This window comes from Glycomyces niveus, from assembly GCF_017592475.1.
GTDB classification, from domain to species: domain Bacteria; phylum Actinomycetota; class Actinomycetes; order Mycobacteriales; family Micromonosporaceae; genus Glycomyces; species Glycomyces niveus.
Genome location: NZ_JAGFNP010000010.1, coordinates 146,578 through 166,875 on the forward strand (window position 1 = coordinate 146,578; position 20,298 = coordinate 166,875).

Genomic DNA, 20,298 nt, shown 5'->3' on the forward strand with positions numbered 1-20,298 from the left:
CGGTCGGACCCCGTGGCTACCCTGGAAGGGTCCCCGGTCGTCCTGAGGATGGAGCCGCCGTGAAAAACCTTGCCGAGACCACGCGCGCGCGCCAGGACGCCCCCCGGGGCGTCCCGCTCTTGGACGACGCCGACCACGGCCGCCCCGTCCTCTACGGCCGCGACGCCGAACTCGACTCGATCCAGGCCCTTCTCGACGGCGCCCGCGTCGGCCACGGCGGCGCGCTCGTCGTGCGCGGCGAACCCGGCATCGGCAAATCCGCCATCGTCGACGCCGTCATCCCCCGCGCCGAAGGCTTCACCGTGCTGCGCACCCTCGGCGTCGAAGCCGAGCACACCTGGTCCTACGCAGGCCTACAGATGCTGCTCCACCCCCTGCTCCACCGCATCGACCGCCTCCCCGCCGCCCAGGCCGAAGCCCTCCGCACCGCCCTCGGCATGGGCGACGGCACCGGCCGCGCCCACTCCCTCCAGGTCGGCCTCGCCCTCCTGAACCTCCTCGTGGACGCCTCCGCGAAGCAGCCCGTCTACGTCGTCATCGACGACGCCCACTGGCTCGACCGCGACTCCACGAACGCGCTCCTGTTCGCCGCCAGGCGACTCTCGACCGAATCGATCACGATGGTCCTGGTCGTGCGCGACGGCTTCGCCCCCGACTTCCCCGCGCCCGGCATCCCCGAACTCACCCTCGGCCCGCTCGACCTCGATGCGTCCCAAGCGATCCTGGACATGCGCGCCGACGAGATCCCCTACACCAGCCGCGACTGGATCCTCCGCATGTCCGAGGGCAACCCCTTGGCGCTCCTCGAGCTCCCGGCTGCCGACAACGAGGAGTCGCTGCTGCGCGCCGACACCTCCAACAGCCGCTACTCCACCACGTCGCGCATCAAGCAGGCGTTCACCGAACGCATCATCGCCCTCCCCGAGGGCACCCGCACGATCATGCTCCTCGCCGCCGCCGAAGAGACCGGCGAGACCGCCGTGATCGCCGAGGCCGCCGCCAAACTCGACGCCAGCCTCGCCGACCTCGAACCGGCCGAAGTGGACGACCTGCTGCGCTACCACCGCGGCCGCATCGAATTCGTCCACCCCTTGATCCGCTCCACCGCCTACCACTCCGCGCCGCGCGCCCGCCGCATCGAAGCCCACCGCGCCCTCTCCGAAGCGTTCGGCGACGGCGACATCCGCGCCGCCCGCCACCTCGCCGCCGCCACCACCGGCCTCGACGAGAAGGCCGCCGCCGCACTCGAATCCATCGCCTCCTACGAGGCCGAACGCGGCGGCTGCGTCGCCGAGATGGCCGCCCTCGAACGCGCCGCGAGCTTCACCCCCGACCCCTGCCGCCGCGCCCGCCGCCTCACCGAGGCCGCCCAATGCGCTTACGCCGCAGGCATGACCGGCAAAGCCGTGGAACTCGCCGAAGCCGCCGAACGCCTCACCGACGACCACGTGCTCCTCGCCCGCACCGCGCTCATCCGCGCCACGATCCTCTCCTGGGCCGGCCACTCCAAAGGCTTCGACGTGTGGATGGAATCGGCCGAGCACTACGCCGCCACCGGCCACGAGAACACCGGCTACCCCCTCCTGCGCGGCGTCTGGAACGCCTGGGAGACAGGGGACTTCACGAAGGTGAAGTACGCGTCCGGGCTCGCCTCCAAGTACGGCGGCTCGAACAACGCCTGGGTGCGCCGCCTCGCGCGCGCCGCCGCCGGCCTCAACCGCCAGCCCGGCGACACCGCCGGCGAAGCGGTCGACGCCCTGCGCTCCCTCTACGACTACTACCAGCCCCTCCACGAGGACTTCCAGGCGTTCGACCAGGTCCTGGCCGCGCGCTGGCGCTTCCTCGCCGGTGACGTGCCCGCCGCGCACCAGGCGGCCGCCGAGCAGGTGCGGGCCTGCCGTGAACGCGGCGCGATGAGCCCGCTCGTGCAGGCGCTGCTGGTGCAAGCCCAGACGCAGTTCCACTATGGACGATACGCGGACGCGCAGGCGTCCGCCTCCAGCGCGATCGAGCTGGCGCACGAGCAGAACGACCGCCGGGCGCTCATGCAGGGCCGCATCTGGGTGCTGCTGCCGATCGCCGCGATCCGCGGTGAGGAGCGGCGCTGCCGTGAGCTCGTGGCCGCCGCGATCCAGGACGCGCCCGAGGACTCGGTGATCCCCGCCGACACCGCCTTGGGGCTCTTGGAACTCGGGCTCGGCCGGTACGAGGCCGCGTTCGAGCGGCTGCTGCGCATCGCCGAGGGCGGCACCCCCATGGAGGTGCTCATGCAGGTGCCGACGCTGGTGGAGGCCGCGTTCCGGGCCGGGCGGCTCGCGGAGGTCAAGGAGGCCTTCGACTGGTTCGCCGACTGGGCCGACGCGACCGGCCGCTCCTACTGGGAGGCGCTGGTGGAGCGGTGCCGGGCGCTGTTCGCGACCGAGGCCGAGGCCGGGACGCACTTCGCGCGGGCCGTGGAGCTGCACCGCGCCGACGACATCGACCCGTTCGAGCGGGCGCGCACCGAGCTGCTGTACGGCGAGTGGCTGCGGCGGGTGCGGCGCATCAACGAGGCGCGGGCGCACCTGCGCGAGGCCACGGAGGTGTTCGAGCGGCTCGGCACGGTGCCGTGGACCCAACGGGCGCAAGGGGAACTGCGCGCGGCGGGCGACTCGACCGCCGTCGAGTCGAAGCCCGACCTGGCCGAACTGCTGACACCGCAGGAGCTCCAGGTCGTGCGCCTCGCCGCCGACGGTCTCACCAACCGCCAGATCGGCGAGCAGCTCTTCGTCAGCCCCCGCACCGTGGGCTACCACCTGTACAACGCCTACCCGAAGCTCGGCGTCTCCTCCCGCACGGAGCTCGCGAAGCTGGACCTGTAGGTCGGTCACGCCGAGCCGCCGACGACATGTAGCCCGACTGGGCACGCAGTGCTACCTTCGGGTATGCAGACGATTACGCAGCGAGAGTTCCGCAATGACTCGGCGGCGATCATGGATTCCGTAGAGCATGGTGAGACGTACGTGATCACTCGAAACGGCGTGGAAGTGGCGGAGGTGCGGCCCCGCAGTCACCGTCGAAAGGTGACCGCTGCCGAACTCGTCGAACGCCATCGCAAGATGACCCCTGGGAACGGTCTCGTGGCTGAGTCCGAGTCGCGCGGGATTCTCGATACCTACGCTTACATCGATCTCGGGACGATCAACCCGGAACGGCTGCCCGACATCCCGGAACTCACCGCGATCACCATGACGGAGCTTCACCAGGGTGTGGCGATGGCCCGAACCGCGGAGCAGCGCATCGGCCGCCTTGAAAAAACTCAACGCGGCGATCGCTGACTTCGAGCCGCTGGCCTTCGACTCGGAAGCGGCCAGCCGGTACGGCACACTCGCCGCCTTGACGGTGGAACAAGGCCGTTCTCCGAAGCCCCGCCAGATGGATCTGATGATCGCTGCGGTCGCATCTGTCCACGAGCTTCCGCTCTACACGCGGAACCCGGACGACTTCAAAGGCCCGGAGTCGGTGCTGCTGGTCGTCGCGATCTGACGCTGCGGCGCCCCGCCCTACGGCGGGGCGCCGCGCACTTCACGCGGTCGCGGGGACCGGGGTCCGCCACGGCTTCGTCGTCACCTGCAGGGCCGCGCCGAGGAGGAGCAGGGCGGCGACGGTCCAAGCCGAGAGGCGGTAGCCGTCCACGGCCGTCGCGCCGAGGCCCCACGCCAGCGCCGCCAGGACCGGGCCGAGTGAGGTGCCGATCGTGCGGGTGGTCGCCATGAACGCGCCGGCCGTGCCGGACTGCTCGGCCGGGGCCGCCGCCAGCAGATGCGCGTTCATCGGGCTGTTGAACACCCCGAACGCCAAGCCCAGCAAGGCGATCCGCGTCCCCAGGTCCCACAGGCCCGTGTCGCCGTCGACGAACAGCAGCGGCACCACGCCCATGACCACGAGGCCCGCCCCGGCGAGCGAGACCCGTCCGGCCCCGAACCGGTCGGCGAGCCAGCCCGAGACCGGGGTCATGACCGCGACGCCGCCGATGAAGGTGAGCATCACCGTCGACACGAGCTCGGGCCGCACCTCCTGCACGTCCGTGAGCAGGAACGGCAGGCTGAAGTTCAGCAGCCCGCCCACACCCGACATCAGCGTCAGGCTCAGCAGCGCCCCGCTCACTTGCGGCGACCGCAGCAGCGCCACCGTCGGTGCCGACGACTTCTGGCGCACCCACACCGTGCCCAGCACCAGACTCGACGCCAACGCGCCCAGGGCGATCCACGGGGCCGTGTCGAGGTACTCGAAGGCGAGGAGGAACGCCGCGATCGCGCCGCCCGAGGTCGCCGTGTCCACCAGCAGCGCCCGGTCGGGGCGCGGCAGGCCGGTCCCGTTGCTGGGCACCGTCACCGCCAGCGCGACCAGCGCGATCGCGGACATGGCCGCGAGCACCCAGAACAGGCCGCGCCAGTCGAACGCGGCGATGAGGAACCCGCCGACGCCGACCATTCCCATGCCGCCCACGGTCATCATCAGCGCGATCGCCGACATGGCGCGGCCGCGCTGCGACGCGGCCGCCGAGGTGACGATGATGCGCCCGGTCATGCCGAACAGGAGCCCGCCGAGGAGGCCGGCGAAGGCGCGGGCGGCGAGCAGCAGCCCGAACGTGGGGGCGAGGGCGGCCGCGACGGAGCCGACGACCAAGGCCGCCATGGAGAACACCGAGACGGCGCGCAGGTCGGCGCGGTCGGCGAGGCGTCCGGCGGCGATGGCCACCGCGCCCACCGGGAGGGCGTAGGAGAGCAGCACCCAGGCGGTGGCGGCCTCGGTGACCGCGAAGTCGGTGCGGATCGCCGGGAGCGCCACCGCGAGGGTGGACATGCCGCCGGCGACGACGAGCTGTGCGAAGCCGACGGCGAGGATCGCTCCCCATCGGGTGGTCGCGGCCTCCGGGGCCTTGGTTGCCGTAGTAGTCATGGCCGCAACGCTAAGAAGGTTCCGACCGGTCGGGCATCTGCCATCCGACCGTATTCCAGGCGGTCACCTCGGCGGGGAGCTCGACCGGTCGTCGACTGGCGACGTGCCCTCGGCACACCGGTCGCGCCCCAGTCGGTCGACGGATGTGGTGCCGGTCGGTCCGTCCGTAGCTTCGTCACCGCAAGCAACGAGCGATGAAGGAGCGGACATCATCATGAGCGACAAGCTGAACCTGGGCGTCATCATCGGGTCGACCCGCGAGGGCCGCTGGGCCCCCGCCCCCGCGAAGTGGATCGCGGGCGTCGCCGAGCGGCACGGCGCGTTCGACGTGGACCTGATCGACCTGCTCGACGCCGACCTGCCGCAGCACATGGCCGAACGGGACATGTGGTCGACGCAGGACGATCCGAGCGACGAGGTCGCGGCCCTCTCCGAGCGGCTGCACCGCGCGGACGCGTTCATCGTCGTCTCCGGCGAGTACAACCTCTCGATCCCGGCGGCGCTCAAGCACGCCATCGACTACTACATGAACGAGTGGGCCGCCAAGCCCGTCGCCATGGTCACCTACGGCGGCAAGCTCTCCGGGGGCCAGAACGCGGCGCAGCATCTGCGGCAGATCTTCCCGGAGCTGCGCACGATGACCGTGCGGAACACGATCTCGTTCCCGCGGTTCTACCAGCACTTCGACGACCGCGGCGAGTTCACGAAGTTCGACGAGAGCGAGCCGGCCGCGAAGACCCTCCTCGACGAGCTGCACTGGTGGTCGCGGGCCCTCGCGAACGCCCGCGCCGCGACCCCGATGCCCAGCCCCTACTAGGCGTGAGCGGTCGGACCGGGTCTAGGGGTGTGCGAGCGTTGCGGACGGCCGTTATCCGGCCCGTTCGCCCGCTCGCCGCGTTGTCGGCCCTCCGAATGCAACACCGGTATTCGAAGGGCCTTCCGCCTTGCGGGCGAACGAACGGACTCGGATACCGACTTGCCCGGGACGCTCGCACACCCCTAGGCCTTTCGTCCTGGGACCCGGTCCGGGGTCTTATCGGGCCGCCGTGACGCCGGTACCGTTGCAGGCGTGCTGTTGTACGGACGCGACACTGAGACCGCCGCCCTCGCCGAACGCCTGGCCGCCGCCCGCGAGGGCCGCGGCTCGGCCCTGGCCGTGCGCGGCGAGGCCGGCATCGGCAAGTCGACCCTGGTGGCCGCGGTCGCCGAGCACGCCGATGGCGTGACCGTGCTGCGCTGCACCGGCGTCGAATCCGAGCACGCCTGGTCCTTCGCGGGCCTCCAGGCGCTCCTGCTGCCCCTCACCGGGCACCTCGAGGCCATCCCCGAGCACCACGCGTGCGTGCTCTCCCGCGTCCTCGGGCTCGACCCGGCGCCGGACAAGGACGCCCCGCCCGGTGACCTGCGCTTCACGGTCGGCCTGGCCGCGCTGAGCCTCCTCACCGAGGCCGCCGGGCACCAGCCGGTGCTGTGCGTCGTCGAGGACGCGCACTGGCTCGACCGCGACTCCGCGGACGTCCTCCTCTTCATCGCCAAGCGCCTCGCGGCCGAAGCGGCCCTGATGATCTTCACCGTGCGCGAGGGCTACGCCCCCGACTTCCCCACGCCCGGGCTCGATGAGCTGCGTCTCGGCCCGCTCGACGACGACGCGGCGGGCGCCCTCCTCACCGACCGGCTCGGCGGCCTCCAGTACGGGTCCCGCAGCCACCTGCTGCGCACCGCCGAAGGCAACCCGCTCGCGCTCCTCGAACTGCCGCTCGTCGAATCGGACGCGCGCCTGGCCGCCGACTGGACCGGGGCGCGCTCGACCACGAGCCGCCTCAAGCAGGTCTTCGGCGACCGCATCGACCGCCTTCCCGAGGCCACCCGCACCCTGCTGCTCGCCATCGCCGCCGACGAGACCGCCGACACCGGCCTCGTCATCAACGTCGCCGAGAAGCTCGGCGCGCAGCTCACCGACCTCGCCCCCGCCGAAGCCGACGACCTCGTGCGCTTCCACGGCGACCGCTTCACCTTCGGGCACCCGCTCATCCGCACCGCCGCCTACCAGAACGCGCCCGTCTTCCGCCGCATCGAGGCCCACCGCGTTTACGCCGAAGTGCTCCCCGAGGACGACCACCGCCGCGCCCTGCACCTCGCCGCCGCCGCGACCGGCCCCGACGAGACCGTCGCGGCCGCCCTCGAAGCCTCCGCCGCGTGCCTTTCCGGCTGCGGCGGGCACGGCGTCGAGTACACGATCTTCGAACGCGCCGCCCTGTTCACCCCCGATCCGCGCGAGCGGGGCCGCCGGCTCCTGCACGCCACCGAAGCGGCCGTCGCCGCCGGCAACGGCCCCAAGGCCCGCAGCCTGTATGAGCAGATCCTGCGCTACAGCGACGACCGCGCCGTCCTCGCCCGCGCCACCCTCATGGCCGCGCTCGTCGCCGCCTGGGCCAACGACGTCCGCGAGTCCTACCGGCTCTACATGGAGGCCGCCGACCACTACGTGGCCGCCGACATCACCTCCACCGGCTACCCGCTGTTCCGCGCGGTCGAACTCGCCTGGCAGGCCGGCGACTTCTCGCGCGCCGAGGTCGCCGCCGAGTACGCCGAACGCATCGGCATCGCCCATTCGCCGTGGGTGCGCGACCTCGCCAAGGCCACCGCCGGGTTCAACCGCTCCTGCACCATCACGGTCACCGAAGCCGTTGCGGCCCTGCGCAACCTGATCGGCATCCACGAGAGCTTCGGTGACAGCGTCTCGCCCGAGAACCGCGGCATGGTCGCCTGGTGGCAGACCCTCATCGGCGACATCGCCGCCGCCGAGCGCACCGCCTCCGAGACCGTCCGCACCGCCCGCCAGACCGGCGCGGCCGGGGCGCTGCCGCGCTCGCTCACCCTCAACGCCCTCACCGAGTTCCACAGAGGACGATGGAAGGACGCGGAAGCGCTCGCGAGCAACGCCATCGAGGTCGCCATCGAACTCGGCCAGAAGATCGGCCCCGTCAAGTCCCGCGCCTACGTCCTCGCCCCGATCGCCGCCCTCCGCGGCGAAGAGGAGCACGTCCGCGAACTCGTCGACACCGCCCTCGCCGACTCGCCCGGCGACACGGTCGTCACCGTCGACATCGCGCTCGCCCTGCTCGACTTCTCCATGGGACGCAACGAGGAAGCCCTCGACCGCCTCGCCACCGTCCTCGAATCCAGCGCCGCCGGCGAAGCGCTCGCGTATGTGCCGGTCGCGGTCGAGGCGGCCGTGCGCGCCGGCGACGCCGACCGGGTCGCCGCCGCCTTCCAGTGGTACGCCGAATGGGCCGAGGCCAGCGGCCAGGCCCACCTCGCCGCCCAGGTCGAACGCTGCCGCGGCCTCCTCGCCGCCGAACACGAGGCCGGGGCGCACTACGAACGCGCCGCCGAACTCCACAAGACGGACGAAGGCTTCCCGTTCGAAACCGCCCGCACCGACCTCATCCTCGGCGAATGGCTGCGCCGCGCCCGCCGCGTCAACGAAGCCAAGACCCGCTTGCGCTCAGCCGCGGCGGTATTCGAACGCCTCGGCGCCGAACCCTGGAGCGAACGCGTCCGCCGCGAACTCCGCGCCGCCGGCGACGCCGGCCCCATCGAGGCCGCACCCGACCTCGCCGACAAGCTCACACCCCAAGAGTTGCAAGTGGTCCGCCTCGCCGCCGCCGGCCTCAGCAACCGCGAGATCGGCGAGCAGCTGTACCTCAGCCCCCGCACCGCCGGCTACCACCTCTACAAGGCCTACCCCAAACTCGGCGTCGCCTCCCGCAACGAACTCGCGAAGCTGGGACTGTAGAACCGCCCCGACCAGCCGCCCCGCTACGACCCGACCCGCCCCGACCCGACGCGCTCCGCAGCGACGAACTGCGCCGAGGCGGCGAAAGCCGAGCGATCCCGCCGGGCACCCCTGACGTCAACAGGGCCTCGGGGTTGGGCCCCCGGTTTTCAACGGTGCCCGAGGGGTACGACAATTCCGTCCGTCGGCAGCGCCGATGCGGATGTGATCCCCGTCCAGTGCTGCTCCGGGTTCCGCTGCCGGTCAGTCTCGGGGCAGAAGGGCGTCGTAGGCCCGTAGCCGGTCAAGCCTGAGGCGGCGGGGCGTCGTAGCGGACGGTGCCTACCTCCGTGCCCGGTCCGGCCAGCACGAAACCGGCCTTCTCCAGCACCCGGACCGAAGCCGGGTTCGACGGCTCGACATGCGCGAACACCGCCTCGACCTCAGGCGCGGTGAACGCGTGCGCCGTCAACGCCCGCACCGCCTCAGACGCATAGCCGCGGCCGCGCCGCGACGGCGCCACGCCGTAACCCAGCTCGACCGCGCCCGCCGTCGGCGGCCAGAACAAGCCCAGCGAACCCACCACCAGGCCCGACTCTCGCTCCACGATCAACCGATGCCCGAACGGCCCCGACCACGCCGGCTCGGCCGCGATCAGCGGCGCGATCACCTGGTCGCCCTCGGCGGGGAAGCCCTCCGCCCAGTCGTCCAGCCGGCCGCCCTCGGTCACCACGGCCGCCTCAGCGGCCGTCCACACGCGCAGCATCAGCCGCTCGGTGCGCAGATCAGCGACGGCCCCCTCGGATTCGAACGAAGCATCAGTCACGCCCGCCACCGTAGACCCGCGCCCCGCTCCGCGCAACGGCAATCACCATCGCCTTGTCCCGCAACCAAATACGCCCCCGCACTCAGGCCGGTCGCCGCAACTCGAATATCGTCACGCCTCCCGACGGCTCGAAACCATTGTGCGCGAACCCCACCCGTTCCAGCACCCGCAGCGACGGCGCGTTCGCCAGCTCCACCATCGCTATCACCTCCGCGATCTCCGACACCTCGAACGCATGCGCCACCAGCGCCCGCACCGCCTCCGTCGCGTAGCCGCGGCCGCGCCGCGACGGCACGAGCGCGAAGAACAGCTCCGCCTGTCCGTTCTCGTGCGAGCCCTCCAAACCGACCGAACCCACCACCAGATTCGACGACCGCTCCACCACGAGCCGGAATCCGAACGGATCGGGCAGCGCGTCCAGCGCCCACGCGGCCTGCTCGGCGCTGTCCGCATCAGGGAAGTCCTCAGACCAGCCGCGCAGGCGCTGACCCACGAGGACCGCGTTCGCCTCCGGCATGGTCCACGGCCGCAACACCAGCCGCGCCGTCCGCAGCCGCCCGACAGCGCCACCAACCGCGCCGCTCACCCCGCCACCGGCTTCTGCCTGACCGCATTCCTCACTGCGCCAACGGCTTCCACCCGAGCCGGACGGGTCACCCGCGCCTCGCCCAGGTCCGCGCCGCCGCCTGCTTCGCGTCGATGATCGTCTCCACCTCCACGACCTCGATGCCCCGATGCCGCTCCGCCACCGAACCCTTCGGCACGATCGCCGTCTTGAATCCCAGCCGCGCCGCCTCGCTGATCCGCCGGTCCGCGTTCACCGTCCGCCGCACCTGCCCCGTCAGACTCACCTCGCCGATCGCCACCAGATCCGCGCTCACCGCGATCTCCTGATCCGCGCTCACCAGCGCCAGCGCCAACGCCAGATCCGACGCCGGCTCGCGCACCCGGATGCCGCCGATCGTCGTCGCGTACACCTCCCTGTCCAGCAGCCGCATCCCGCCGCGACGGGTCAGCACCGCCAGCACCATGTTCAACCGGGCCTGATCGAGCCCCGACACCGTGTGCCGCGGGATCGCCCCGTCCTTCACCGACTTCCCCAGCAGCGCCTGCACTTCCACCGGCACCGCCCGGCGGCCCTCCATCGTCACGGTCACGCACGTGCCCGGCGTCGGCTCGGTCGGCGCGTCGTCGAGGAACAGCCCCGAAGGGTCGGCGAGCGAGATGATGCCGTCTTCGGCCATCTCGAAGCACCCGACCTCGTCGGCCGGGCCGAAGCGGTTCTTCACCCCGCGCAGCAGCCGCAGCATCGAATGCCGGTCGCCTTCGAAGTGGACGACCGTGTCGACCAGGTGCTCGAGCGCGCGCGGGCCGGCGATGCCGCCGTCCTTCGTGACGTGGCCGACGAGGATCACGGCCATGTTGCGCGACTTGGCCTCCGCGGTGATCGCGCTGGCGACGGCCTTGACCTGGGTGACGCCGCCGGGGACGCCGTCGGTGTCGGGGGCGATGACGGTCTGGACGGAGTCGAGGATGAGGAGGCCGGGTTTGACGTCCTCGACGTGGCCGAGGACGGCGCCGAGGTCGGTTTCGGCGGCGAGGTAGAGCTCTTCGGAGAGGCAGCCGGTGCGGTCGGCGCGGCGGCGCACCTGCGCGGCGGACTCTTCGCCGGTGGCGACGAGGGCTTTGCCGTAGCCGGCTTCGCCGAAGCGGTGGGCGACTTCGAGGAGGAGGGTGGACTTGCCGACGCCGGGTTCGCCGGAGATGAGGGTGACGCCGCCGGGGACGAGGCCGCCGCCCATGACGCGGTCGAATTCGCCGATGCCGGTGGGCAGGCTCGCGGCTTGGGCGGCGGAGACGGTGCCGATGCGCATGGCGGGCTTGGCGGGCCGCCGTGCGGCGGGCAGTGCCGTGCCGATGCCGCTGCTGCCGCTCTGGCGGGGCGGGGCCGCGGTCTCCTCCATCGACCCCCATTCGCCGCAGTCGGGGCACTGCCCGACCCACTTGGGGACGCGGACTCCGCACGCGCCGCACGCGTAGGCGATTCGCTGGCTCTTCGACATGGCGCCAGAGTACGGCCACCGCCCGACAGGACCGCCCCTCGCGCGCCCCCGGTCCCGGCCGCTTGTGATCATCGCCTCGAAGGCGACCGCAACGCCGACCGATTGTCGTACCCCTCGGGCACCGTTGAAAACCGGGGGCCCAACCCCAAGGCCCCTGTCGACGTCGGGGGTGCCCGCTGCCGGGGGACTTCGGTGCCGCTGTGCGACAAGCGCTCGAAACGGGGTTGTCCGGCTGTTTAGACTTGCGGCATGAACGCAGCGGAGCCGACAAGCGGCTCACCGGCACTCTCGCTCGAACCCGTCGCGGCACCGGGCCGCTCGCGCCCCGGCGCGGCCTTCTTCGACCTCGACAAGACCGTGATCGCCAAGGCCAGCAGCCTCGCCTTCTCGCGGCCGCTCTACCAGGGCGGGCTCCTGGCCCGCCGCGACGTCCTCAAGGTCGCCTACTCGCACCTCCTCTTCCGCCTCGGCGGCTCGGCCGACGAGGTCCAGATGGCGCGCACCCGCGACTACGTCGCCGAGCTCTCGCGCGGCTGGCCCGCCGAGGAGGTCCGCGCGATCGTCGACGAGACCCTGGAAGAGCTCATCGCGCCCGCCGTCTACGCCGAGGCGGCCGCGCTCATCGAGGCGCACCGGTCCGCGGGCCGGGCCGTGGTGCTCGTCAGCGCCTCGGGCGAGGAGATGGTGGCCCCGATCGGCCGGATGCTCGGCGCCACCGATGTCATCGCCTCCCGCATGGTCATCGGCGATGACGGCCGGTACACCGGCGAGATCGACTTCTACGCGGCCGGGCCCGCGAAGGCCGAGGCGATCAAGGAGTTCGCGTCCGCGCGCGGGATCGACCTCGACGCGTCGTTCGCCTACTCCGACTCGATCACCGACGAGCCGATGCTGCGCACCGTCGGCTTCCCGCGCGCGGTCAACCCCGACCGCGGCCTGCGCCGCCTCGCGCAGGAGGAGGGCTGGCCGCAGCTGACGTTCCGGCGTCCCGTGGCCCTGCGCCAGCCCCTGTCCGGGCCGAATCCGCTCAAGGTCGCGGCCGTCGGCGTCGGCGTTGCGGCTGTTGCGTATGTGGTCTGGCGAGTGTGGAGGGAACGCCGTTTCAGGACCGCTTGAGCAGCGCTTTCCGCAGATGGGTAGCCTCAGCGGGATGGAACGCAAACAACCGGCCCGACTGGCCGATGTCGCCCGAGCCGCCGGCGTCTCGGTGGCCACCGCCTCTCGCGTGCTCAACGGCTCCCCCCACCGGGTGAGCGACCAGCTGAGCGAGCGGGTGCGCGAGGCGGCACGCCGGTTGCGATACGCCCCCAACGTCGGCGCGCAGGTCCTCGCGCGAGCGACCTCCCAGACCGTGGCCCTGCTCCTGCACGACGTGACCGACCCGTACTTCGGGCAGATCGCCGGCGGCGTCCTCGCCGAGGCCGCCCGGCGCAACGTGCGCGTGCTCATCGCCGACACCGGCATCGACCCCGATTCAGAGGTGCAGCACCTCGACTCCCTGCGCGGCTACCGGCCGCGCGCGGTGATCGTGGCCGGTTCGCGCACCACCGACAAGGCCGCCGAGCAGCGCCTCGCCGAGCACCTGTCGGATCTGCTGGAACTGGGCGCGACCGTGGTCAGCGTGGGCCAGCCCGGCCTGCCCGGGCGCGTGGTGCGCCCGGCGAACCGCGAGGGCGCGGCCGCACTCGCCGGATACTTGACGCAGCTGGGCCACCGCCGCTTCGCCGTGGTGGCGGGCCCCGAGCAGCTCCAGGTGGTGCGCGAGCGCCGCGAGGGCTTCCTCTCGGCGCTGCCGGAGGACGCCGAGGTCGTGCACGTCGCGGCCGAGTTCTCCCGCGACGGCGGCTACCAGGCGGGGCGTTCGCTCCTCGCCGGCGAGCGGCTGCCGACCGCCGTGTTCGTGACCAGCGACGTGCAGGCCACGGGCCTGTGCACGGCCCTGCGCGAGGGCGGCGTGAGCATTCCCGAGCAGGTCTCGGTCGCCGGGTTCGACGACATCCCGATCGTGCGCGACCTCACCCCCTCCCTCACGACCGTGGCGCTGCCGCTGCACGACATGGGCGTGCGGGCCTTGGAGGCGGCCCTGGTGGAGGAGGACGAGTACCCCGAGGAGCTCCTGGTGGACGCCGAACTCATCGAGCGCGCCTCGACGGCCCGCCCGCGCCCTTGAGACGGCGCGGAGGACGGAGCGTTCGCCGGGCGGGGCCGATCGGCCCCGCTCTTCGCTTTGTGAGGGATGTGCGCTTTCTCAAGTCCATGTAACGGGCTTGAAACACAAGTGGCCCCATCGGCGGCGGATTCGCGCTACCCTCGGAATCAGGATGTTCTATATATTGGGACGTCGATCCAAAAGAATCGCGTGAACCCGCTCTCAATCACGAGGCGGCAACCGCTTAAATATTGGTAGATTTAGATATAACTCCAGGTAGTGCGGGTTTAACTGAATAACCGTCGCTGTGGCCTGCAAACTGATCTTGTGTCAACGGTAGATCCGCTGGCACGGCAGGCGTAATCTCGGCGGTGGATCCGGTCAGGGACTTGGTGCGACCCGAGCGAGATCCGTAGGAACCGAAACCCTTTGCGAGCCGGAAGCGTCGTCGTTACCGTCCGGCCACACCGCGAGGGCATATTCAGGGTTGGAACTGGATTAATGGCAGTGCGGCCGAGTCCGGTACCGACTGGAACCAATCCGGAAGGAACACGATCATGGTGCGAGTCACCGTCGAGGCCGAGACGCCCGTCTCGCCGGTCAGCGGCGAAACGCTTTCCAAATCCGACGCCGAGCGCATCGCGGGTGTCCTCAAAGCACTCGCCGATCCGAACCGTCTCCAGCTCATCAGCCTCATCCAGGCCGCTCCCGAGCAGGAGGCCTGCGTGGCCGAGCTGACCGAGCCCCTCGGGCTCTCCCAGCCGACCGTCAGCCACCACCTGCGAATCCTGGCCGAGGCCGGGGTCGTCGAGCGCGACAAGCGCGGTGTGTGGGCGTACTTCCGCCTCGTCCCCGAGACGATGCGGATCGTCGCCGACCTGCTGACCCCGCCGAAGCGCCGCCCCCGGCGCCGCTGAAGGACGCGGACCGCAGAGCGACTGACGCGCACGGCCGGCCCGCCGCCGGCACCGACCGCCGGCGGGCCGGGTCGGCCCTGCGCGCTCCGGCTCAGGCCGGTACTGCGCTGCGCGCCTGCGCAACTGGCGCGCGACAGCGGACAGTCTTCATCGGATAACTGAAAAACGCGAACTCGACTGGGTTTGCGCCAGGTCATACACTCGTCACATGACCGGTGTGCATCGCAGACGCGGCCGCCTCTCCAAGGAGGGCCGCCGCCTCCTCGGCGGGCTCGCGCTGCTCGCCGTCTTCGCCCCGGTCACCGCGGTCACCCTCAACGCCGCCATCGCCCACGTCCAGTCCTGCGGGACGGAGGTGGAGCTGCACGTCGCCGCCGCCCCCGAGATGGCCGCGGCCCTCCAGGACTTCGTCGCCGCCGGCGGCGGCGCCCCCTCGCGGGGCTCCGATGTGTGCGCCGACATCACCGTCGAAGCCGTCAGCGGCAACGCCCTCGCCGAGACCGGCGCCGACGTGTGGGTCCCCGAGACCGCCCTCTGGCGCAACCTCCCCGACGCCGGCATCGCCGACCAGTGGAACGTCCTCCAGGAATCGACCGCGAGCGCCCCGGTCGGCCTGGCGCTGCCCGCGGGCGAGAGCGCCGACGGCGTCCTCCCCGACGAAGCCGACGTCGCCCTCCAGGACCCGCGCGGGCACGCCGCGAGTCTCATGTGGATCATGATGTTCGGGGTCGACGAGCACACCGTCGAAGGCGGGGACGGCACGCCCGTCATGTCGGCGCCCGAGGTCGCCGCAGCCGGGAACCCCGATCTGCAGGCGCCGGCGGGCGCGGCGCAGGTCGGCCAGTTCGAGTACCCGATGCTGGCGCGCGCCGACCTGGGCGAGGACGAGCGAGAGGCGGCGCAGAACCTGCTGCGCTCCTACAAGGGCGAGTCGTGGGGCGAAGTGCTGGCCGCGCACGGCCTCGGCGCGGCGACCACCCAGTCCGCGCCCACATCGACCGAGCACATCGCCTCGGCGCTGCAGCGCTGGGACGCCCGTCCGGACGCGTGACCGCGCCTATTCGGCGGTTTTGGCGAGGGCCTGGCTGAGCACGTCGTTGAACACGTGCCAGCCCTCCTCTTCGCGCTCGGCGGCGATGTCCGCGGTGGCCCACGCCTGGAAGGTGCCGCCGGCGTCGGTGACGAAGACGCTCAGCGAACCGCGCCAGCGCCCGTACACCTGGTCGCGCTCGGCGAAGGCGATGTCCCCGGCCATCTCTTCGAGCGGCTGGTAGGGGAGGGCTTCGCGCATCATCTTGCGGGCGGCCCGGGGGCACTCGCCCTCGCAGGGCAGCCAGCCGACGGTGATGGTCGACTCGCCGTCGTCGGCGGTGCAGACGGCGGTGGCGCCGTCCTCGGCGCATTCGAACTCGTCGGGGACTTTGAACGCGAAGGGCCAGTTGGCGGCCGCGAAGGTCGCGGTGGCGGCGTCGTCGGCGAAGGCGCTGCCGCCGACGCGTTCGGCAGGGGCCTCGGGGTCCCATTGGGGCACTTCGTTGCCGGCGGACCCTTCGGTGGGTTCGGCGGCGGGGGCTTGGGAGACGCCGTCGACGGCCGCGGTCGTGGGCTGCTCGGCCGAGCCGTCGGACCCTTCGTCGTCGGGGCGGGAGAGGACGGCCCAGACGCCGATGACGAGAGCGAGGGCGACCACGACGGAGCCGATCCCGATGAGGATCGGCTTGAGCTGCGAGGGCTTCTTGGGCGGGGCGATCATGACGACGGGCGGCGACAGCGGCGGCGACCCGGCGAAATTCGCGCCGCGGGCGTTCGGCGAGGCGGGCGGCCCGGAGACGCCGACGGGGGAGGCGGGCGCGGCGGAGCGCTGGGCGGCGGCCATCTGGTGGGCGGCGCGCTGGGCCGCGGCGGCGGGGCCGACGGGGAGCGGGCCGGTGGCGGGGCCGAGGGCGAGGAGGCGGTCCATGATGCGTTCGGCGCCGCGCAGGCGCGCGTCGTGGAGGACGACGACGTAGGGCTGCTCGCCTTCGAGGTCGGCGACGAGGATGGGGGCGTCCTCGGGTCCGGCGGTGGCGTAGGCCCAGGCGACGGTGTCGGAGAGGAGGCCGCGGCGGGCGGGGTCCTTGGAGGAGGTGGTGCCGAGGGTGAGGATCTGCACGGGCCGGCCGTTCTCGTCGCGGCCTTCGCACAGCTCGTAGGCGCCTTCGACGCGCGCGGTCGTGACATCGGTGTACGGCCCGACCGTGCGGCTCATCGACGCCCCCCTCAGCTGCGATCCGCGTGCGCTTGACGGCCCGCCACCGGGCGTGCGTGCCGTAAGGCGGCGCGGCATTATCCCTAAGTATGGCCCGGCTCCGCACGCCTCGCGACACCTGGCCGCGGGCAGTCCGCCGAATGGCAGGGCGGGCCGGGGGCGGTCTCGGTCAGACGACCGAGGCGGGCGCGAAAGTAAGCCGGTTACGCTGGCGGCGTGACCAACTTCCTCAGCCAGGGCCTGGCGATGGCCACCGCATCGACTGAGATCCCCGAAGCCGAGGGGCAGGGCGACCTCATCCAGTGGGTGCTCGGCCTCATCGAGAAACTCGGCGAGGTCGGCGTGGGCCTGGCCCTCGCGATCGAGTCCGTGTTCCCGCCCATCCCGTCCGAGCTGATCCTGCCGGTGGCCGGGTACCTCGCCTACGACGACAAGATGAACTTCTGGCTGGCGATGTTCTTCGCCGCGCTGGGTTCGATGGCGGGCGCGTACATCCTCTACTACGTCGGGTACGCGTTCGGGCGTGAGCGCACGCGGTGGATCTTCGAGAAGTTCCCGCTGCTTGAGCTCAAGGACTTCGAGCGCTCGGAGCAGGTGTTCGCCCGGTGGGGCGGCATCGCGGTCCTGGCGGGTCGCTGCCTGCCGCTGGTGCGCAGCGCGATCTCGGTGCCGGCGGGCATCGAGAGGATGCCGTTCTGGAAGTTCACGGGCTACACGCTGGTCGGTTCGGTGATCTGGAACGGGATCTGGATCGGGCTGGGGTTCGCGTTCGGGCCGACGATCAAGCCGGTGATCGAGGAGTACTCGGGGCTGCTGAGCAAGATCGTGGTGGCGATCATCGGCCTGCTGTTCCTGTGGTTCGTGGTGGCCCGCACGATCAAGATCATCCGCAAGAAGCGCGGCGGCGGCGACGAGAACGGGAACGCCGGCCACTCGGACACGATGATCCTGCGCCGCGTGCAGTAGCCTCCTTTCACGCTTTCGGGTTGCGGCCCTTCACCTTTGGTGGAGGGCCGTTTCGCGTGTCCAGTCGGGCATATGAGTCATCCACGTATTTTGATGCCGCAACGCCGCAATGTTTTCGATTTTCTTCGCGTCTGGGCGTAACCGCACCCGAGCCTCCCCAGTTAGTCAGTGTGGCCGCGTCACCGCGGCCGGGCCGCAGTGTCACCGGCCCAATGGACAGCGAGCGCGGTCCTCGACCCGCCGGCGATCCAGCCGGCAAGGTCGCGGCTGAGGTCCGCAGTCGGCAGGTGCGTACGCCCCCGTGGCGGCCGCGCCGCCTCGACCCGCTGCCGACCACTGACAATTCAGCGATCTTGCACCGCACGGCGGTCGATTCGCGCTGCTTCCCCAGCCGTCGACCACGCACGCGCGGTACAAAGAAAGGCAACAAAGCAGATGGAAATGCGCACTGTGCGTACGGCGGGCCTCATCGGAGGCCTCGCTACGGGGGCTCTGCTGCTCGCCGGGACGGCGGCCCAGGCCGCTGACACCGAGGCTCCGGAATCGACCGGCGACCTCGTCATGGCGACGCCGGAGGCCCTCGGGGGGCTCCCGGTCTCTCCCGACGCCGTGACCGGTCTGACCGGCGGCGTCACCGACAAGGTCCCCGGCATGGACGCCGTGAGCTCGGTTCCCGGCGTGGGCTCCCTGGTGCCGGAGGCGGCCGTCGCGGAGGCTTCGGGCGGGCACCCGACCGCGGGCGCGATCCTCGAGCCGGACCAGCTCGCGAGCGACCTCGAGCAGGCCGTCCCGGGCAGCGACGTCCTCGCGGACGCCGTCGCTCAGGTGGACGCCGTCGGCCTGGGGGTCACGGAAACCGACAACATGCCGGAGGCGAAGGGCGACAAGGTCAAGGCGGGGCAGGACACGTCCGTCGACGCCCACCAGAACACCCGCGCCGAAGCCCCCGCCGGGCCGCTCGGCGCGGTGCCCGGCGGCGACCTGCTCTCGGACCTCGGCGGCGGCCTTCCGGTGCCGTTGCCCTTCTAAGGCTGCAACACGCCGCGGCGCGCGCTTCCGCCAGGCGCGCTGCGGCAACCACGGTTCGATGGGGCCCGGCACGGGCCGGACGCGAACGACCGGCGAATCCCGCGGCGGTGCACAGCCGCGGCTCCAGGTCGCGCCGTCCGTCCAGGCCGGCCCCACCGGCCGAGCAAGGAAACAGCACGACAGCAAGACCGACGACTCTCCCCGGTTTCACAGCGCCCGTCCGACCCGCAGGACCCAGCCTGCAGGGCGGGAGCACGCTTTCGAAACCACGGAGCTTCACGGGGGGTACGTGATGGAACAGCAAGAACCATTTCCCTGAAAGGTGAGACTTCGTGAATAACTCATGGGCACGCAAGACCGCGCAGGCCAGCCTCGTCGCTACGGGGGTCGCCCTCGTCGCGGGTGCCGGCACCGCCCAGGCCTACGGCCCTGACGTCACCACGCAGGACCAGGTCGGCGCCGTGTCGGGCAACCAGGTCGTCGCGCCGATCCAAGCGCCCGTCAACATCTGCGGCGTGGCCGCGGCCGTCCTCGGCACCGCCTCCGCCGGCTGCGAGGGCGGCGCCGACGCCGACTACGACGGCGCGGGCGACCTGACCACGCAGAACAACACCGGCCTCGGCAACGGCAACCAGGCGTTCGCCCCGGTGCAGGCCCCGACCGACATCAGTGGCATCGCCGCCGCCGTCGGCGGCGTCGCAGACGGCTGGTCCACCGGCGGCTCGCACGCCGACGTCGAATCCGGCCACGGCGAATCCGGCAAGGCCGAGTCCGACACCGTCACCCAGTTCAACTACGGCGCGCTGTCCGGCAACCAGCTGCTCGCGCCGATCCAGGCCCCGATCAACGCCTGCGGCAACGCCATCGCCGTCGGCGGCGCGTCGAGCGCCGGGTGCGAGGGCGGCGCCGACGCCGACTACTCCGGTGCGGGCGACCTGACCACCCAGGACAACGTGGGCCTCGGCAACGGCAACCAGATCTTCGCGCCGATCCAGGCCCCGGTCAACGTGTGCGGCAACGCCATCGCGGTCCTCGGGCACGCCAGCGCCTCGTGCGAGGGCGGCTCCGACGCGGAGGTCCCCGGCGGCCACGACCACCACAACAGCCACAAGGAGCTCTCGACCAACGAGTCCTCCAATGTGGACATGAACGAGGAGCAGCTTCCCGCGGTTCCCGGTCTCGACGCGGTGAGCGGCGCGACCGGCGGTCTCCCGCTCGTCGGCGGCCTGGTCGGCAACACCACCTCCGAAGGTGTTGCGGACACGGTCGCGGGCGTCACGGAGCTCGCTGGCGCGGGCGTCCTCTAACAGCACGGCAACGGACCGCGCCTGCATGGCGCGGGCCGAGTGATAACGGGTGACTCCGAACGGCGGTCCGCCTA

The 20,298-nt window shown here is 71.7% G+C and carries 15 protein-coding genes and 1 pseudogene; 11 read left to right on the top strand and 5 right to left on the bottom strand.

The features are described from left to right. Positions 1–59: 59 nt before the first annotated feature. Both J5V16_RS17540 and J5V16_RS25800 read left to right on the top strand, forming a co-directional pair. Positions 60–2,861 (top strand): helix-turn-helix transcriptional regulator, encoded by a 2,802-nt coding sequence (locus tag J5V16_RS17540; protein ID WP_208497809.1) that lies wholly within the window; start codon positions 60–62, stop codon positions 2,859–2,861. Between the two features lie 237 nt (positions 2,862–3,098). Then, a pseudogene (locus J5V16_RS25800) lies at positions 3,099–3,525 on the top strand (type II toxin-antitoxin system VapC family toxin). Between the two features lie 39 nt (positions 3,526–3,564). On the opposite strand, the gene J5V16_RS17555 reads toward J5V16_RS25800, so the two are convergent. Then, positions 3,565–4,941: an MFS transporter gene (locus J5V16_RS17555; RefSeq protein ID WP_208497812.1), complete on the bottom strand. Its 1,377-nt coding sequence runs from the start codon at positions 4,939–4,941 to the stop codon at positions 3,565–3,567. A gap of 214 nt (positions 4,942–5,155) precedes the next feature. Here J5V16_RS17555 and J5V16_RS17560 point away from each other — a divergent pair, with 214 nt between their 5' ends. Together J5V16_RS17560 and J5V16_RS17565 are read left to right on the top strand one after the other, a co-directional pair. Next, positions 5,156–5,758 (top strand): NADPH-dependent FMN reductase, encoded by a 603-nt coding sequence (locus tag J5V16_RS17560; protein ID WP_243901369.1) that lies wholly within the window; start codon positions 5,156–5,158, stop codon positions 5,756–5,758. Positions 5,759–6,010: 252 nt separating this feature from the next. After that, a complete protein-coding gene (locus tag J5V16_RS17565; protein WP_208497813.1) occupies positions 6,011–8,740 on the top strand; it encodes a helix-turn-helix transcriptional regulator in 2,730 nt (909 codons plus the stop codon). 283 nt (positions 8,741–9,023) lie between these two features. Here J5V16_RS17565 and J5V16_RS17570 read toward each other — a convergent pair whose 3' ends face one another. The 3 genes from J5V16_RS17570 to radA form a co-directional block, all read right to left on the bottom strand. Next, positions 9,024–9,485 (bottom strand): GNAT family N-acetyltransferase, encoded by a 462-nt coding sequence (locus J5V16_RS17570; protein WP_243901400.1) that lies wholly within the window; start codon positions 9,483–9,485, stop codon positions 9,024–9,026. A gap of 142 nt (positions 9,486–9,627) precedes the next feature. Continuing rightward, positions 9,628–10,131: a GNAT family N-acetyltransferase gene (locus tag J5V16_RS17575; RefSeq protein ID WP_208497815.1), complete on the bottom strand. Its 504-nt coding sequence runs from the start codon at positions 10,129–10,131 to the stop codon at positions 9,628–9,630. A 67-nt stretch (positions 10,132–10,198) separates the two neighbouring features. After that, complete coding sequence (radA, locus tag J5V16_RS17580; RefSeq protein ID WP_408612480.1) at positions 10,199–11,680, bottom strand: DNA repair protein RadA; 1,482 nt, start codon at positions 11,678–11,680, stop codon at positions 10,199–10,201. A 177-nt stretch (positions 11,681–11,857) separates the two neighbouring features. Here radA and J5V16_RS17585 point away from each other — a divergent pair, with 177 nt between their 5' ends. From J5V16_RS17585 to J5V16_RS17600, 4 genes are all read left to right on the top strand, one after another. After that, positions 11,858–12,724: an HAD family hydrolase gene (locus tag J5V16_RS17585; protein WP_208497817.1), complete on the top strand. Its 867-nt coding sequence runs from the start codon at positions 11,858–11,860 to the stop codon at positions 12,722–12,724. A 34-nt stretch (positions 12,725–12,758) separates the two neighbouring features. Then, positions 12,759–13,778, top strand: coding sequence for a LacI family DNA-binding transcriptional regulator (locus J5V16_RS17590; protein WP_208497818.1), 1,020 nt, complete (start codon positions 12,759–12,761; stop codon positions 13,776–13,778). Between the two features lie 536 nt (positions 13,779–14,314). Further along, the gene (locus J5V16_RS17595) at positions 14,315–14,674 is read left to right on the top strand and encodes an ArsR/SmtB family transcription factor (RefSeq protein ID WP_208497819.1); all 360 of its coding nucleotides are present in this window, start codon (positions 14,315–14,317) and stop codon (positions 14,672–14,674) included. A 208-nt stretch (positions 14,675–14,882) separates the two neighbouring features. Next, on the top strand, positions 14,883–15,725 hold the full coding sequence (locus J5V16_RS17600) for a hypothetical protein (protein WP_208497820.1): 843 nt from the start codon (positions 14,883–14,885) through the stop codon (positions 15,723–15,725). Between the two features lie 6 nt (positions 15,726–15,731). Here J5V16_RS17600 and J5V16_RS17605 read toward each other — a convergent pair whose 3' ends face one another. Beyond that, positions 15,732–16,922 carry a hypothetical protein gene (locus J5V16_RS17605; protein WP_208497821.1) on the bottom strand — a complete coding sequence of 397 codons (1,191 nt, stop codon included), beginning with the start codon at positions 16,920–16,922 and terminating at the stop codon, positions 15,732–15,734. A 246-nt stretch (positions 16,923–17,168) separates the two neighbouring features. On the opposite strand from J5V16_RS17605, the gene J5V16_RS17610 reads away from it, so the two are divergent. The 3 genes from J5V16_RS17610 to J5V16_RS25130 all read left to right on the top strand — a co-directional run bounded on the left by J5V16_RS17610 (position 17,169) and on the right by J5V16_RS25130 (position 20,224). Beyond that, positions 17,169–17,888 carry a DedA family protein gene (locus J5V16_RS17610; RefSeq protein ID WP_255537493.1) on the top strand — a complete coding sequence of 240 codons (720 nt, stop codon included), beginning with the start codon at positions 17,169–17,171 and terminating at the stop codon, positions 17,886–17,888. 441 nt (positions 17,889–18,329) lie between these two features. Beyond that, positions 18,330–18,917 carry a hypothetical protein gene (locus J5V16_RS17615; protein WP_208497823.1) on the top strand — a complete coding sequence of 196 codons (588 nt, stop codon included), beginning with the start codon at positions 18,330–18,332 and terminating at the stop codon, positions 18,915–18,917. A 332-nt stretch (positions 18,918–19,249) separates the two neighbouring features. After that, positions 19,250–20,224 carry a chaplin family protein gene (locus J5V16_RS25130; RefSeq protein WP_208497824.1) on the top strand — a complete coding sequence of 325 codons (975 nt, stop codon included), beginning with the start codon at positions 19,250–19,252 and terminating at the stop codon, positions 20,222–20,224. Positions 20,225–20,298: the final 74 nt, after the last annotated feature.

Bases quoted from the DNA above. Each gene is read 5' to 3' on its own strand.
- radA (WP_408612480.1), bottom strand. From the start codon at position 11,680: ATGATCACAAGCGGCCGGGACCGGGGGCGCGCGAGGGGCGGTCCTGTC.
- J5V16_RS17595 (WP_208497819.1), top strand. From the start codon at position 14,315: ATGGTGCGAGTCACCGTCGAGGCCGAGACGCCCGTCTCGCCGGTCAGC.
- J5V16_RS17585 (WP_208497817.1), top strand. From the start codon at position 11,858: ATGAACGCAGCGGAGCCGACAAGCGGCTCACCGGCACTCTCGCTCGAA.
- J5V16_RS17570 (WP_243901400.1), bottom strand. From the start codon at position 9,485: ATGCTGCGCGTGTGGACGGCCGCTGAGGCGGCCGTGGTGACCGAGGGC.
- J5V16_RS17590 (WP_208497818.1), top strand. From the start codon at position 12,759: ATGGAACGCAAACAACCGGCCCGACTGGCCGATGTCGCCCGAGCCGCC.
- J5V16_RS17615 (WP_208497823.1), top strand. From the start codon at position 18,330: ATGCGCACTGTGCGTACGGCGGGCCTCATCGGAGGCCTCGCTACGGGG.
- J5V16_RS17555 (WP_208497812.1), bottom strand. From the start codon at position 4,941: ATGACTACTACGGCAACCAAGGCCCCGGAGGCCGCGACCACCCGATGG.
- J5V16_RS17610 (WP_255537493.1), top strand. From the start codon at position 17,169: ATGGCCACCGCATCGACTGAGATCCCCGAAGCCGAGGGGCAGGGCGAC.
- J5V16_RS17560 (WP_243901369.1), top strand. From the start codon at position 5,156: ATGAGCGACAAGCTGAACCTGGGCGTCATCATCGGGTCGACCCGCGAG.
- J5V16_RS17605 (WP_208497821.1), bottom strand. From the start codon at position 16,922: ATGAGCCGCACGGTCGGGCCGTACACCGATGTCACGACCGCGCGCGTC.
- J5V16_RS17600 (WP_208497820.1), top strand. From the start codon at position 14,883: ATGACCGGTGTGCATCGCAGACGCGGCCGCCTCTCCAAGGAGGGCCGC.